Source organism: Pseudoalteromonas sp. SM9913 (genome assembly GCF_000184065.1).
GTDB lineage: Bacteria > Pseudomonadota > Gammaproteobacteria > Enterobacterales > Alteromonadaceae > Pseudoalteromonas > Pseudoalteromonas tetraodonis.
On sequence record NC_014803.1, the window covers coordinates 3,015,600 to 3,031,283 of the forward strand.

The 15,684-nt window shown below is 43.2% G+C and carries 9 protein-coding genes and 3 rRNA genes; 4 read left to right on the top strand and 8 right to left on the bottom strand.

What is annotated here, in order from left to right; translation table 11 throughout:
* Positions 1–3: 3 nt before the first annotated feature.
* The 3 genes from aroQ to cutA all read right to left on the bottom strand — a co-directional run bounded on the left by aroQ (position 4) and on the right by cutA (position 2,812).
* On the bottom strand, positions 4–456 hold the full coding sequence (gene aroQ, locus PSM_RS13830; protein ID WP_013466033.1) for a type II 3-dehydroquinate dehydratase: 453 nt from the start codon (positions 454–456) through the stop codon (positions 4–6).
* 230 nt (positions 457–686) lie between these two features.
* Positions 687–2,492: a protein-disulfide reductase DsbD gene (locus PSM_RS13835; protein WP_013466034.1), complete on the bottom strand. Its 1,806-nt coding sequence runs from the start codon at positions 2,490–2,492 to the stop codon at positions 687–689.
* Entirely contained in the window at positions 2,492–2,812 is a 321-nt protein-coding gene (cutA, locus tag PSM_RS13840) for a divalent-cation tolerance protein CutA (protein WP_013466035.1), read from the bottom strand. The genes PSM_RS13835 and cutA overlap by 1 nt, the downstream gene beginning before the upstream one ends.
* A 240-nt stretch (positions 2,813–3,052) precedes the next feature.
* Between cutA and PSM_RS13845 the strand changes: the two genes are divergently transcribed.
* The 4 genes from PSM_RS13845 to rnk all read left to right on the top strand — a co-directional run bounded on the left by PSM_RS13845 (position 3,053) and on the right by rnk (position 6,217).
* Entirely contained in the window at positions 3,053–3,532 is a 480-nt protein-coding gene (locus PSM_RS13845; protein WP_013466036.1) for an FxsA family protein, read from the top strand.
* A gap of 109 nt (positions 3,533–3,641) precedes the next feature.
* The gene (locus tag PSM_RS13850) at positions 3,642–3,929 is read left to right on the top strand and encodes a co-chaperone GroES (protein ID WP_008113511.1); all 288 of its coding nucleotides are present in this window, start codon (positions 3,642–3,644) and stop codon (positions 3,927–3,929) included.
* A gap of 49 nt (positions 3,930–3,978) precedes the next feature.
* Positions 3,979–5,625, top strand: a complete 1,647-nt coding sequence (gene groL / locus PSM_RS13855; RefSeq protein ID WP_013466037.1) for a chaperonin GroEL — start codon at positions 3,979–3,981, stop codon at positions 5,623–5,625.
* A gap of 178 nt (positions 5,626–5,803) precedes the next feature.
* Positions 5,804–6,217 carry a nucleoside diphosphate kinase regulator gene (gene rnk, locus PSM_RS13860; protein WP_013466038.1) on the top strand — a complete coding sequence of 138 codons (414 nt, stop codon included), beginning with the start codon at positions 5,804–5,806 and terminating at the stop codon, positions 6,215–6,217.
* A gap of 80 nt (positions 6,218–6,297) precedes the next feature.
* Here the strand turns inward: rnk and PSM_RS13865 are convergent, their stop codons facing one another.
* The 5 genes from PSM_RS13865 to PSM_RS13885 form a co-directional block, all read right to left on the bottom strand.
* Positions 6,298–8,265, bottom strand: a complete 1,968-nt coding sequence (locus PSM_RS13865; protein ID WP_013466039.1) for a methyl-accepting chemotaxis protein — start codon at positions 8,263–8,265, stop codon at positions 6,298–6,300.
* A gap of 96 nt (positions 8,266–8,361) precedes the next feature.
* The gene (locus PSM_RS13870; RefSeq protein ID WP_013466040.1) at positions 8,362–9,864 is read right to left on the bottom strand and encodes a bifunctional ADP-dependent NAD(P)H-hydrate dehydratase/NAD(P)H-hydrate epimerase; all 1,503 of its coding nucleotides are present in this window, start codon (positions 9,862–9,864) and stop codon (positions 8,362–8,364) included.
* A 396-nt stretch (positions 9,865–10,260) separates the two neighbouring features.
* Positions 10,261–10,375: ribosomal RNA gene (gene rrf, locus PSM_RS13875) — 5S ribosomal RNA — on the bottom strand.
* A gap of 133 nt (positions 10,376–10,508) precedes the next feature.
* Positions 10,509–13,395 (bottom strand): 23S ribosomal RNA (locus PSM_RS13880).
* Between the two features lie 288 nt (positions 13,396–13,683).
* Positions 13,684–15,219 (bottom strand): 16S ribosomal RNA (locus tag PSM_RS13885).
* The 16S, 23S and 5S rRNA genes sit together here, the layout of an rRNA operon.
* Positions 15,220–15,684: the final 465 nt, after the last annotated feature.

Consider the following 15,684-nt stretch of genomic DNA (forward strand, 5'->3'; position numbering starts at 1 on the left):
AATTTAGTTTGAGTTTTGCAATCGGCTCACCGCTGCATGTAAAGCAGCGTGATAGCCCATTGCACCTAATCCACAAATAACGCCTTGCGCCACATCAGAAAAATAAGAATGATGGCGAAACGTTTCACGTGCATGCACATTACTTAAGTGCACTTCAAAAAACGGAATATCAACGCTTAGCAATGCATCACGTAATGCGACGCTTGTGTGCGTAAATGCTGCAGGGTTAATAATGATGTAATCAACCGCTTGCCAAGCATCATGAATGCGTTCAATGAGCGCTTGCTCACTATTACTTTGAAAATGCGTTAACGCCACATCTAAACTATTAGCAGCGCTGTTTAACTCGCTCATAATATGCTCTAAAGAGTGCGAACCGTACTTATCGGGCTCACGCTTTCCTAGCATGTTTAAATTTGGGCCATTTATAACTAAAATCTTTAATTTTGCAGCCATAATACGCGATATATCCTATAAGTAATGAGTTAAGCGGTTACTAACTAATTTTTCACTAAAAAGTAAGCTGAAAAAAGTAAGATAGCAACAATTTCTCACGTTAACCAACTATTATAGTGATTTCGAAGTAAATAGCAGCAAAATACTGGTCTAATCTCTATTTTGGGGACGAATCTTGAGGGGGGAATAATGGCACAACATTAACAATCATGTTGTGCCATATAGAATGGTTATTCAGCGCTGGCACGCACTGCAGCAAGGTGCTTAGCGAAATCATCCGCATTTAAAAAGCCAGTAACACGTTGTGCACTTAGCTCTTCACCTTGAGTATTGAAGAATAAAATACTCGGTAAACCAAACACTGAATATGCTTCCATTAGCTCAATTGTTTCATTATCGCTTTGGGTTAAGTCAATTTGAATCAGTTGGTAATGGCTAAACTCACTTTGTACTTGCGGGTCGGGAAAGGTGTAATGCTCAAACTCTTTACACGCTACACACCAGTCAGCGTATAAGTCCACCATAACCATGCGCCCTTCGCTATTTGCTTGTGATACGGCTTGTTTAAGCTCGGCTAAATTGGCAACGTGTTTAAACTCATTGCTTTGCGAGGTTGTTTGTAAACTCACGGCTTGTGTTGGCCAAAAATAGTTTTTGGTTAAATTAAAGCCAGTAAGCATCAATAAAACAGCCATAAACCACAATAAGGTTTTTAATTTGCCTTGAGTTTGGGCGCTTTGCCAATAATGGAAATAAAGCGCTGTGGCGATAGCTAATAAGCCTGCCATAAGCATAATAATTTCAATATCTATAATGCGCTCTAGCAAAATAAGTGGCACAACTAACATAATAAAACCAAATAAGGTTTTGACTTGTTCCATCCAGCCGCCAGCTTTCGGTAATAGCTTACCTCCCGATGTACCTAATAATAACAGCGGTAGCCCCATACCTAAACTCAGTACGTAAAGTGTTAGCCCGCCTACTAGGTAATCGCCGCTTTGTGCCACAAATAATAATGCGGCTGATAAAGGCGCTGTAGTACAAGGAGATGCAATAAGCCCTGATAAAACCCCCATCAAGAACACCCCAATATAGTTACCGCCTTTTTGGTTGTTGCTCACTTGGGTTAGCTTGTTCATCATGCCGCTGGGTAACTTTATTTCGTACCAACCAAACATCGACATAGCCAGCAGTACAAACAATAAGCTAAAGCTAATTAATACATATGGATGCTGTAAATAGCCTTGCACTTGCCCGCCTAACGCAGCAACCACAAGCCCTAATGCTGCATAGGTAACCGCCATGCCTTGAATATAAACAAATGATAGGGCAAATGCTTTTTTGGTAGATAGGTTCTTTTGACCCGCAATTAAGCTAGATAAAATAGGGAACATCGGAAATACACACGGTGTAAATGCCAAACCTACACCCACGGCAAAGAAAATAGCTAAGTTAACCATTAAGCTTTGGCTGGCTAACTGCTCTGTAAATGTGAGCTCTTTATCAGGTGTTGATGCAGTTGCTGGTTTTTCTGCAGATTGACTAAGTGCTGCAAATGCACTGCTTGCTGCGGTATTGTCATTAGTATTAGTTTCACTTGCCAGTACACTTAATGGAATGCTGATGATTTCAGGTGGATAACACAGCCCTGCTTTTGCACAGCCTTGATAACGCACCTTAACAACGCCATCTTCACTCACATTACTTAGTTTGCTGATAACGCTAAGAGAATTAAAAAACACCTCAGTTTTGCCAAAAAATTCATCTTCAATTATTTCACCAGCGCCCAACTCAGGCACGTCAATGCTGGCATCTTTGGCAATAATTTCTATTTTATCTTTATATAGGTAATAGTCATCAGCGATATCCCAACCAACAAATAACGTACTTCCTTGCTGGTCAAAATCAAATACAAACGCTTCATTTACCGGTAAAAATGTGTGCTGAGTCGGTTTTAGAAAATCATCAAGGGTATTTTGTGCCGCCCAAGCAGGCGCCATTAATACGCTTAATAAAAAAAATAAAATAAAGCGCATTAATGAAGCACCTCGTCCATCCAATTAAAGTAAGCCAAGTTACCCGTTGCTACATCAACAACTTGTATTTCTGGTACTTCGTAGCTGTGAAGATCTTTTAAGGTTAAAAATACATCGTTCATTTTGTCAGCCTTAGTTTTAATTAGCAGCTTTACTTCAGTTGCTTCAGCTACTTCACCTTCCCATATGTAAATAGAAGTCATGGCCGGTAAAATATTTACACAAGCAGCTAATTTCTTCTCAATTAGCGCCATAGCCAATAAACGGGCTTCATCGTTATCTTTGCAAGTGGTAAAAATAAGTTTAAATTGCGTTGTCATAGTGAACCTTTACTTGTTTACGGGGGTCTAGCCCCATAGTAGCTGATAGCGGGTATAATGTGTAGACACGAACTCTGTCTGCATTTTGGGTCTTTGCAGTAAATTGATTTAGACCCGCTACCTATAACTTTACTAACATTAACGTTTATTACTTACTCTTATTAGCTTGAAAATAGACCCGACAACCCTCACTTATATTTCATTAGCACCTTAATAAGTGTCATTTTTTTAGAGAGTCTTATGTTTAGAATTTTATTTTTGCTGTTTATCATCATCCCTATTATTGAAATTGCCTTACTAATTCAGGTTAGTGACGTGATAGGTGGCTTTGCAACAATCGCTTTAGTGGTACTAACCGCCATTGTGGGTGCAAAAATGGTGAAACAGCAAGGAATGGGCGCACTACAAAACGTACAAATGCAAATGGCTCAAGGGCAAATGCCTGCTAAAGAATTGTTTACCGGTATTTGCGTAATTATTGCAGGGGTACTTTTATTAACACCCGGCATTATGACAGATGTATTTGGCTTACTACTCCTTACCCCTGCTATTCGTAACAAATTAGCTGCAGGACTTGCTAGCCAAGCAACTGTAAGAATGAGCGCCAGCATGCATCAAACTGGCACTTCAGGGTTTTCGCAAACTCATCAATCAATGCATCACGAGCAAGATGAAAACCGCCCTAAGACCATAGATGGTGAATACGAGCGAAAAGATTAAAAATTTATCATTTTTTCTCTTGGAATTTTTCACTCCACCCCCATTAATGAAAGCAAATTAGATACACTTTTTTCTGTACTGTTCAGAAACTGTTAGGAGAACTAAAAACATGAACATTCGTCCTTTACAAGATCGCGTAATCATCAAGCGTCTAGAAGAAGAAACCAAGTCTGCTGGCGGTATTGTATTAACTGGCTCTGCAGCTGAAAAATCAACTCGCGGAGAAGTTGTTGCCGTAGGTAATGGTCGCGTTTTAGAAAACGGTGACGTTCGAGCATTAGAAGTGAAAGCCGGTGACACTGTGTTATTTGGCTCATATGTTGAAAAAACAGAAAAGATCGAAGGTCAAGAGTACCTGATCATGCGTGAAGACAATATTTTAGGCATTGTAGGCTAAACCTACTTTTCGTTTAACACACATTTTAAGAATTTAGAGGAAATTAAACATGGCAGCAAAAGAAGTACTGTTTGCAGGCGACGCACGTGCAAAAATGCTAACTGGCGTAAATATTCTAGCAAATGCAGTAAAAGTAACATTAGGCCCTAAAGGTCGTAACGTTGTATTAGACAAATCATTTGGCTCTCCTGTGATCACCAAAGATGGTGTATCTGTAGCAAAAGAAATCGAACTTGAAGACAAGTTTGAAAATATGGGCGCACAAATGGTTAAAGAAGTAGCGTCTAAAGCAAATGATGCTGCTGGTGACGGTACCACTACCGCAACTGTGCTTGCTCAGTCTATTGTAAACGAAGGTCTTAAAGCGGTTGCTGCGGGTATGAACCCAATGGATCTTAAGCGCGGTATTGATAAAGCAATCATTGCTGCAGTTGCAGAACTTAAAGCGCTTTCTGTTCCATGTGCTGATACTAAAGCGATTGCACAAGTAGGTACTATTTCAGCTAACTCTGATAAAGAAATTGGTGAAATCATTGCTGATGCAATGGAAAAAGTAGGCCGTAACACAGGTGTTATTACGGTTGAAGAAGGGCAATCACTTGAAAACGAATTAGATGTTGTAGAAGGCATGCAGTTTGACCGTGGTTACTTATCTCCATACTTTATCAACAACGCTGAAAAAGGCGCGGTTGAGCTAGATAACCCATTTATCTTACTTGTAGATAAAAAAATATCTAACATCCGTGAATTATTACCAACATTAGAAGCGGTTGCTAAAGCAAGTAAACCTCTGCTCATCATCGCAGAAGACCTTGAAGGTGAAGCGTTAGCGACACTAGTAGTGAATAACATGCGTGGTATTGTAAAAGTATCAGCGGTTAAAGCACCTGGTTTTGGCGATCGCCGTAAAGCAATGCTACAAGATATCGCGGTATTAACTGGCGGTACTGTGATTTCTGAAGAAATCGGCCTTGAGCTTGAAAAAGCAACAGTTGAAGACTTAGGGACAGCTAAACGCGTAGTAATCACTAAAGACGACACAACAATCATTGATGGTGCTGGTGAAGAAGACGGTATTAACGGCCGTGTTGCACAAATCAAAGCACAAATTGAAGAAGCGACTTCAGACTACGATAAAGAAAAGCTACAAGAGCGCATGGCTAAATTAGCTGGCGGTGTTGCAGTAATCAAAGTAGGTGCCGCTACTGAAATTGAAATGAAAGAGAAAAAAGATCGTGTTGAAGATGCATTACATGCAACTCGCGCAGCGGTTGAAGAAGGTGTTGTACCAGGTGGCGGTGTTGCCTTAGTGCGTGCTGCTAGCAAATTAGCAGATTTACTAGGCGATAACGAAGACCAAAACCACGGTATTAAAGTGGCACTTCGCGCGATGGAAGCACCACTTCGTCAAATCGTTACAAACGCAGGCGACGAAGCATCTGTTGTTATTAACGCAGTGAAAGGCGGTGAAGGTAACTACGGTTACAACGCAGCCACTGGCGAATACAACGACATGATTGAAATGGGTATCCTAGATCCAACGAAAGTAACCCGTTCTGCATTACAATTTGCAGGATCGATTGCCGGTCTAATGATCACCACAGAAGCAATGGTCGCTGAAATTCCTAAAGAAGAAGCGGGCGCTCCTGATATGGGTGGCATGGGCGGAATGGGTGGTATGGGCGGCATGATGTAAATCATTCCCTCACACACCTAGCTCAAATAAAACCCAGCTTCGGCTGGGTTTTTAGCAATAGAGATAAAATAAATTCACTAAGACAACAATAAAATTATCTCAGTGTATTCCAATGCAACTGAGTTCCTGCAAGCTATACCCAGAGTAAATTTTATTTAACATGATTAAGGATATTAAGTTGAATACTAAACCTGAAATAATCATCTCATCACTGGATGCAGATCGATTGTATGCGCTAATGGAATCATTACCTGCGAACAGTTTTGCGGGTGAAAAAGAACTTGAAGCAGAACTTGGTAGAGCTAACATAGTGGAGCCACACGAAGTTCCCTCAACCGTGGTAACCATGAATTCAACAGTGAACTTTGTTGTTGAGTCTACAGGTGAGGAGTTTACTTTAACGCTTGTTTACCCGAAGAATATTGACTCAAGTGGCAACAAAATATCAATCTTAGCCCCTGTTGGTAGTGCATTACTTGGCCTTTCACAAGGAGATCAAATTGAATGGCCAAAGCCAGGCGGTGGGTTAATAACAGTAGCTATTAAAGAGGTAACTTATCAACCAGAAAGAGCTGGCGAGCTTCATAGATAGACTTCTAAATCCTCATAATTTTAAATTAATAAACAAATTTATATAAAAAATCCAAGCAAGGCTTGGATTTTTTTATTAAGTCACTGCTGACTAATGTCGTATAGCCTTTGTGCTTGACTATTAGAGGCTTTACTTACTTCTCTAAAGTCTTCGGCATCGGCAGCATTTTGCCCTGATATTTCTCGGATCCGTTCCGCTAGTTTTTTAACATTGACGGTTACTTGAGCCTGTTCTTCAGTGGCTACGGCAATACTTGCTGAGCGCCCTTTAATGTCGTTAAATGCATCGACTATATTTTCATATTGCGTGCGTGTTGTATTTGAACGATCATTGACCACTTCTGAGAACTCTCGGCATTCTTGAATAACACTGACTCCTTTTGCAGCCGCTTGTTGTAACTGACTTATCATGGTTTCAATTTCACCAGCTGATTGTTGCGTTCTTTGTGCCAGTGTTCTAACTTCATCAGCAACGACCGCAAACCCCCTTCCAGAATCACCAGCACGAGCAGCCTCAATAGCAGCATTAAGCGCAAGCAAATTAGTTTGCTCAGAGATATTCATAATCACATCTAATACCGAACCAACCTGCTGTGAATCTTCAGAGATTTGTGATATTGCATTGGACGACTCAGTTAGTTTATTGAACAACAGCTGGATAGATTCTGCGTTTTGTTCAATAACATTAAATCCAGAGTTTACAAGATCTGATGACTTAGCGGTAATATCTGCAACGCCACCAATATCTTCTGATGCCGATGAAGCCGCTATCGACATTTCATTGATAGCCGTGGCTAACAGTTCATTTTCTTGCATTAGTTCATGTGCGCGTTGCTGACTATTACTACTCAAGTTATCAATAGATTCAGCATTGTTTTTTACTGAGGCCGCCTCTTCTTTAATCAGCCCAAGAATTTTAATAAGATGATCACCGTAATCATTAATTGCTTCGCAAAGATGACTCATTTCATCATCCCCCGATATTGGTAATTTAGAATCTGTTTGCCCTTGCATTAATGACCTAACTTGCGCCGAAGTCTGCTCTATTTGCTCAACTAATCGCTTACCAAAGACTAATAATGCCGATATAAATATAACAATGAGTACAATGAATGAACCATACAAATAATATGTCAGCGTATTAGCTGCTTTTTTTGCAATCGCTGTTGGGATTATCACGCCAGAGCGCCACTTTTGCTCCGGCAGTGAGAATGTCACTAGAATTGAGCTATCCCCCTTTATGACACCAGAACTAAACTCTGCTACGAGTCTATCTTCATTTTTCAAGGCGTTAACTAAAGGCTGTAAAGAGCTATCTTTACTTACAGCTTGTGAAAAATTTAGCATGGCTAAATTCGTATCTCTAAATGCAGGAATAGAAACAAACTGCTGCGCACTATCAATAATAAAACTGTAGGTACCGGTTGCTTGGTTTTCAGCAAGTAGTGACTTTTCAATATGAGAAAGCTCTATATCTAAAGTAGCGACTCCCCAAAACTGATTATTACGCTCAATTTTAACGGAACAAGTTACCATAGGCACATTCGAGACTGCATCAACATAAGCCTCAGACCAAACACATACGCCTGGTTGAGCGTTAGCAGCACTTGTATACCAGCTTTCTTGTTGATATGGACTGCTATCAGCTTGGTTGTAGTCATCTAATAAAGTGTATTGACCATTATCGCCCTTAGCCCAAAACAAAGATGCCCTTTGTGCTGATGCATCTAACATATTTGGCTCTGGCCATATTCCACCACCGGCAATACCTGTACCACTAGCAATTAACGGTGCCAAATTTTTAATAAATTGATCTTTATCAAGGGGAAGTGTTTGAGCAACAACAGATAAGCTTTTAGTTAATGCTGCACTTTTTCCTAAATCCTTAGCAAATGATTCTCCGATTACTTTAGCCTGTAACTTAGCTGCAGAAATAGCTTCATTTTTTATAATTGGCGTTATCACCCATTGCATAATTCCGGTTAAAACGAGCAAAGAGAAAACGATAAGTAATAAGCTTCCCGCATACATTTTTTTCTGTATTAACATTTTTAACCTCAGTTACAACCAAACAGCGTTAACTAAGTATAAGAAGGTTAATGGATTTATCAAAAAAAGAACAAAATTAATATGAATGCTTTTATCTTATGGTTTTATATTATTAATTAACCGCCTCACTATACAAAACAGATCGCTAGGTAGCATACCTCGCTCTCCATTTTTTTGCCCAGCAATATCACCCGCTTTAGCATGCAGTGTAACACCATAGCAAGTCGCCTCAGCACAATCTAACCCTTGAGCAAGTAATGCCCCTACAATACCAGTAAGAACATCACCGCTACCGCCAACAGCAAGCGCAGGGCTTCCTTCTTCACAAACCCAAGTATGCTTACCATCGGCTATTAAAGTTCCTGCGCCTTTTAAAACACAAACTGCTGAGTAACGTTTAGCACATTGTTGAACATAGCTGAACCGATCAGACTCTATCTCCCCAGTCGACACCTTTAATAATCGAGAGGCTTCGCCCGGATGCGGGGTAAGTACACACCGCGTGGGCATTTTCGGTGAAGCTTGTTTAGCGAGTAAATTAAGTGCATCAGCATCAATAACTAAAGGCATATTATTATGTGTACAATACTCAATGACTTGATTAAAGGTATTTTGCGCCCATTCGTCTTGTCCAAGGCCTGGGCCAATAACAGCACAGCTTGCCCACTCCAATGCGTGTTGCAAGTTATTACTACTTACCATAAGCTCTGGTCGGCCAAAACTGACTGGCATAATTGAGCTTTCATGGGTATGCACTCTGACCATTCCAGCACCAGCTCTAAGCGCTGCCTCGCTTGTTAAGCTGATAGCACCTGCCGTTCCTTGATTCCCACCAATACACAGTAATTTTCCATAACTACCTTTATGACTATTCAAAGCACGTGGGCCTAAGCCTTTAAAACTATTGATATTAATAAGCTTACCCGAAGGGCTTGCTAATTCTACGAATGACTCGCCAATAGCCAAGTCATCAAAGATAAGTTCACCAACATACTGTTTACCCGCAGCCGTTGTTAACCCTTGTTTTACCCCTACAAAAGTAATTGTTTTAGTGGCTTTAATTGCAATACCTAAAGGTTGGCCTGTATCAGCATTTATACCTGATGGCACATCAATACTGAGTATTGGTTTAGTGCTTTCATTCGCCGCTTTAATTATAGTGGCAACATTATCGCGTACCGTATTTTCAAGACCAGTGCCCAGTAATGCATCAATGATTACATCACACTCATCGAGTGCATCAGCGCTAAAGTTACAAATTTCACCACCGGCATCAATCCAGCGCTTTTGTGCTTTTGCAGCATCGCCGGTTAATTCTTTATTTTCATCTACGGCACACACCACTACATGTCTATCGGCTTGTTTAATAAGGCTAGCCGCAATATAGCCATCTCCTGCGTTATTGCCACTCCCTACGAGTACTAGAGTCTGCTGTGCATTGAATGATTTCCAATTTAAAAATGCGGCATGCCCCGCTCGTTCCATTAGGGTAAACAGATCACAACCACTGGCTTTTGCAGCATTACCCTCATGCTCTCTTATTTGCTGTGCTAAATATACGAATTGCTTAACGCTGGAAGATGAAGGTAATAACGACATGATAGGCTCTATAAAAATAAGTGTTGATTAAGTAGACTTTGGGCTCATTGGTTTTTTTTCAAGTAAGATCAGAAATGTATCAATCAGAATAAGGGCGCAACCCCCTTATTTGAGTATTTATTACCAATTTATATGGATTTGCTACCTGATGCTGATACGTTATTCTTAGCGACAACGCAATAGAATGTCGCGGTCCCTACAGCGGTAGAGTATATATTAGGCTCTGAGGTGGTCGTCGCATTCTTTTACCCATAGGTTTCGAGATACTCAACCCATGATACAGTGGTCAAGTTAACGCTGTGCAGCTGATAGCTGACGGCTGATAGCTAATATTTTTACTTTCCTGCAGACGTAAAAAAGCCCGACTATTTCTAGTCGGGCTTTCTTTAATTTGGAGCCTGGTAATGTCCTACTTTCACATAGCAAATGCTACACTATCATCGGCGCTGTTTCGTTTCACTACTGAGTTCGGCATGGGGTCAGGTGGGTCCAAAACGCTATTGTCACCAAGCAAATTTGGTGTAAGGTCGATTTAATCGAGCTTACTAAAATTTGGAATTCTGATAATAAAGAGTATCGTAAATCTACTTTAGTCATATTAACTTCTGCGCTTAAACTATCACATAAAACGCGTTTGGCGTTGTATGGTTAAGCCTCACGGGTAATTAGTACAAGTTAGCTTAATGGCTCACACCACTTCCACATCTTGCCTATCAACGTTGTAGTCTTCAACGGCCCTTCAGAGACTTTAAAAGTCTAGTGAGAACTCATCTCGAGGCCTGCTTCGCGCTTAGATGCTTTCAGCGCTTATCAGTTCCGAACGTAGCTACCGGGCAATGCCATTGGCATGACAACCCGAACACCAGCGGTTCGTTCACTCCGGTCCTCTCGTACTAGGAGCAACCCCTCTCAATTCTCAAACGCCCACGGCAGATAGGGACCGAACTGTCTCACGACGTTCTAAACCCAGCTCGCGTACCACTTTAAATGGCGAACAGCCATACCCTTGGGACCGACTTCAGCCCCAGGATGTGATGAGCCGACATCGAGGTGCCAAACACCGCCGTCGATATGAACTCTTGGGCGGTATCAGCCTGTTATCCCCGGAGTACCTTTTATCCGTTGAGCGATGGCCCTTCCATTCAGAACCACCGGATCACTATGACCTACTTTCGTACCTGCTCGACGTGTCTGTCTCGCAGTTAAGCTGGCTTCTACCATTACACTAACCGTACGATGTCCGACCGTACTTAGCCAACCTTCGTGCTCCTCCGTTACTCTTTGGGAGGAGACCGCCCCAGTCAAACTACCCACCAGGCACTGTCCGTAACCCCGATTCAGGGGCCAACGTTAGAACATCAAAACTACAAGGGTGGTATTTCAAGGACGACTCCACAAAAACTAGCGTCTCTGCTTCTAAGTCTCCCACCTATCCTACACATGTAGGTTCAATGTTCAGTGCCAAGCTGTAGTAAAGGTTCACGGGGTCTTTCCGTCTAGCCGCGGGTACACAGCATCTTCACTGCGATTTCAATTTCACTGAGTCTCGGGTGGAGACAGCGTGGCCATGGTTACACCATTCGTGCAGGTCGGAACTTACCCGACAAGGAATTTCGCTACCTTAGGACCGTTATAGTTACGGCCGCCGTTTACCGGGGCTTCGATCAAGAGCTTCTCCGAAGATAACCCCATCAATTAACCTTCCGGCACCGGGCAGGTGTCACACCGTATACGTCATCTTGCGATTTTGCACAGTGCTGTGTTTTTAATAAACAGTCCCAGCCACCTGGTCACTGCGGCTCCAATCAGCTTAAAGAGCAAGTCTCATCACCAATCGGAGCGTACCTTCTCCCGAAGTTACGGTACGATTTTGCCTAGTTCCTTCACCCGAGTTCTCTCAAGCGCCTTAGTATTCTCTACCTGACCACCTGTGTCGGTTTGGGGTACGATTCGGTATAATCTGAAGCTTAGAGGCTTTTCCTGGAAGTATGGCATCAGCAACTTCATCACCTTGGTGACTCGTCTCGTGTCTCAGCCTAACAGCAACCCGGATTTACCTAAGTCACTAGCCTACACACTTTCACATGGACTACCATCGCCATGCTTGCTTAGCCTGCTCCGTCCCCCCATCGCAATTATACCAAGTACGGAAATATTAATCCGTTTCCCATCGACTACGCCTTTCGGCCTCGCCTTAGGGGTCGACTTACCCTACCCTGATTAACATGGGATAGGAACCCTTGGTCTTCCGGCGTGCGGGTTTTTCACCCGCATTATCGTTACTCATGTCAGCATTCGCACTTCTGATACGTCCAGCATACCTCCCGGTACACCTTCAACCGCTTACAGAACGCTCCCCTACCACTCAAAATAAATTTTGAATCCGCAGCTTCGGTGCATAGTTTAGCCCCGTTACATCTTCCGCGCAGACCGACTCGACCAGTGAGCTATTACGCTTTCTTTAAAGGATGGCTGCTTCTAAGCCAACCTCCTGGCTGTCTGGGCCTTTCCACATCGTTTCCCACTTAACTATGACTTTGGGACCTTAGCTGGCGGTCTGGGTTGTTTCCCTCTTCACGACGGACGTTAGCACCCGCCGTGTGTCTCCCGGATATTACTTTACGGTATTCGGAGTTTGCAAAGGGTTGGTAAGTCGGGATGACCCCCTAGCCTTAACAGTGCTCTACCCCCGTAAGTATTCGTCCGAGGCTCTACCTAAATAGATTTCGGGGAGAACCAGCTATCTCCCGGTTTGATTAGCCTTTCACTCCTAACCACAGGTCATCCCCTAACTTTTCAACGTTAGTGGGTTCGGTCCTCCAGTTGATGTTACTCAACCTTCAACCTGCCCATGGCTAGATCACCGGGTTTCGGGTCTATACCTTGCAACTATTCGCCCAGTTAAGACTCGGTTTCCCTACGGCTACCCTAATCGGTTAACCTCGCTACAAAATATAAGTCGCTGACCCATTATACAAAAGGTACGCAGTCACCCAACAAGTGGGCTCCTACTGCTTGTACGTACACGGTTTCAGGTTCTATTTCACTCCCCTCACAGGGGTTCTTTTCGCCTTTCCCTCACGGTACTGGTTCACTATCGGTCAGTTGGGAGTATTTAGCCTTAGATGATGGTCCACCTATATTCAGTCAAAGTTTCACGTGCTCCGACCTACTCGATTTCACTTAAAATGCGTTTTCATGTACGGGACTATCACCCTGTATCGTGGCACTTTCCAGAGCCTTCCATTAACACATAATAAGCTTAAGGGCTGTTCCGATTTCGCTCGCCGCTACTATCGGAATCTCGGTTGATTTCTTTTCCTACGGGTACTTAGATGTTTCAGTTCTCCGCGTTCGCCTCGTTAACCTATGTATTCAGTTAACGATACCTGCAAGCAGGTGGGTTTCCCCATTCGGAAATCCTAGTCTCAAGTGCTTTTTACTAGCTTGACTAGGCTTATCGCAAGTTAATACGTCCTTCATCGCCTCCAACTGCCAAGGCATCCACCGTGTACGCTTAGTCACTTAACCATACAACCCAAACGGGTCTTTGTTTTGTGACAGTTTAACTTCGCCAGAAGTTAATATTGAATACTAAAGTAGATACCAATTAATCCGAAGATTAAATTGGCACTGAATGATACTGCTATCATTCTTTTTTACTTTTGAAAACTCTGTACAAATAACAGTGTTATTCATACGAATTTTATTATCAGCTTTTCCAAATTTTTAAAGAGCATATTAATTAGTCAACTCAAAGAGCAAACTAACTAACAATCATCTGTGTGGACACTACGAACAAATAAGTTCTAAATCGTATAAGGAGGTGATCCAGCCCCAGGTTCCCCTAGGGCTACCTTGTTACGACTTCACCCCAGTCATGAATCACTCCGTGGTAAACGTCCTCCCGAGGGTTAGACTATCTACTTCTGGAGCAACCCACTCCCATGGTGTGACGGGCGGTGTGTACAAGGCCCGGGAACGTATTCACCGCGTCATTCTGATACGCGATTACTAGCGATTCCGACTTCATGGAGTCGAGTTGCAGACTCCAATCCGGACTACGACGCACTTTAAGTGATTCGCTTACTCTCGCGAGTTCGCAGCACTCTGTATGCGCCATTGTAGCACGTGTGTAGCCCTACACGTAAGGGCCATGATGACTTGACGTCGTCCCCACCTTCCTCCGGTTTATCACCGGCAGTCTCCTTAGAGTTCTCAGCATTACCTGCTAGCAACTAAGGATAGGGGTTGCGCTCGTTGCGGGACTTAACCCAACATCTCACAACACGAGCTGACGACAGCCATGCAGCACCTGTATCAGAGCTCCCGAAGGCACCAAACCATCTCTGGTAAGTTCTCTGTATGTCAAGTGTAGGTAAGGTTCTTCGCGTTGCATCGAATTAAACCACATGCTCCACCGCTTGTGCGGGCCCCCGTCAATTCATTTGAGTTTTAACCTTGCGGCCGTACTCCCCAGGCGGTCTACTTAATGCGTTAGCTTTGAAAAACAGAACCGAGGTTCCGAGCTTCTAGTAGACATCGTTTACGGCGTGGACTACCAGGGTATCTAATCCTGTTTGCTCCCCACGCTTTCGTACATGAGCGTCAGTGTTGACCCAGGTGGCTGCCTTCGCCATCGGTATTCCTTCAGATCTCTACGCATTTCACCGCTACACCTGAAATTCTACCACCCTCTATCACACTCTAGTTTGCCAGTTCGAAATGCAGTTCCCAGGTTGAGCCCGGGGCTTTCACATCTCGCTTAACAAACCGCCTGCGTACGCTTTACGCCCAGTAATTCCGATTAACGCTCGCACCCTCCGTATTACCGCGGCTGCTGGCACGGAGTTAGCCGGTGCTTCTTCTGTCAGTAACGTCACAGCTAGCAGGTATTAACTACTAACCTTTCCTCCTGACTGAAAGTGCTTTACAACCCGAAGGCCTTCTTCACACACGCGGCATGGCTGCATCAGGCTTGCGCCCATTGTGCAATATTCCCCACTGCTGCCTCCCGTAGGAGTCTGGGCCGTGTCTCAGTCCCAGTGTGGCTGATCATCCTCTCAAACCAGCTAGGGATCGTCGCCTTGGTGAGCCATTACCTCACCAACTAGCTAATCCCACTTGGGCCAATCTAAAGGCGAGAGCCGAAGCCCCCTTTGGTCCGTAGACATTATGCGGTATTAGCAGTCGTTTCCAACTGTTGTCCCCCACCTCAAGGCATGTTCCCAAGCATTACTCACCCGTCCGCCGCTCGTCAGCAAAGTAGCAAGCTACTTTCTGTTACCGCTCGACTTGCATGTGTTAGGCCTGCCGCCAGCGTTCAATCTGAGCCATGATCAAACTCTTCAATTAAAAAGTTTTATGTCTTTCGACAGCTCAATGAATTCTGAATTTATTTAATATCTTTCGATATTGAATTGACTGTGCTGAATAACTACCTAAGTAACTATTCTGTTGGTCACTCAGTTTCAATTGAGACTCTAAATTTGTTTGCCTCACTACCTAAGTAGCTTGGCTGTTAGAACTCAATCTGTACGAGTGCCCACACAGATGATTGCTTTATATTGTTAAAGAACGTTGCGATTAAAGCGTTTAACTTTATCTCGCTAGGGCTGCGCATACTACGCTTTCCTATTTTTTTGTCAACACTTAATTTTGTTAAACTTGAAATTTTTCGAAACTAAGTTTTACTCAACTCACTGAGTAGCTCGTGCCTCGCTATGCGTTGGCCTTCCCCGTCTCAGTGGGGTCGCATTATAGGGAGATCCGAAAACAGATCAACCCTTTTTTGAAGAAAACTTGAAATAAATGACTGTT

Coding starts and splice junctions, on each gene's coding strand:
- aroQ (WP_013466033.1), bottom strand. CDS start 456: ATGGCTGCAAAATTAAAGATTTTAGTTATAAATGGCCCAAATTTAAAC.
- PSM_RS13835 (WP_013466034.1), bottom strand. CDS start 2,492: ATGCGCTTTATTTTATTTTTTTTATTAAGCGTATTAATGGCGCCTGCT.
- cutA (WP_013466035.1), bottom strand. CDS start 2,812: ATGACAACGCAATTTAAACTTATTTTTACCACTTGCAAAGATAACGAT.
- PSM_RS13845 (WP_013466036.1), top strand. CDS start 3,053: ATGTTTAGAATTTTATTTTTGCTGTTTATCATCATCCCTATTATTGAA.
- PSM_RS13850 (WP_008113511.1), top strand. CDS start 3,642: ATGAACATTCGTCCTTTACAAGATCGCGTAATCATCAAGCGTCTAGAA.
- groL (WP_013466037.1), top strand. CDS start 3,979: ATGGCAGCAAAAGAAGTACTGTTTGCAGGCGACGCACGTGCAAAAATG.
- PSM_RS13865 (WP_013466039.1), bottom strand. CDS start 8,265: ATGTTAATACAGAAAAAAATGTATGCGGGAAGCTTATTACTTATCGTT.
- PSM_RS13870 (WP_013466040.1), bottom strand. CDS start 9,864: ATGTCGTTATTACCTTCATCTTCCAGCGTTAAGCAATTCGTATATTTA.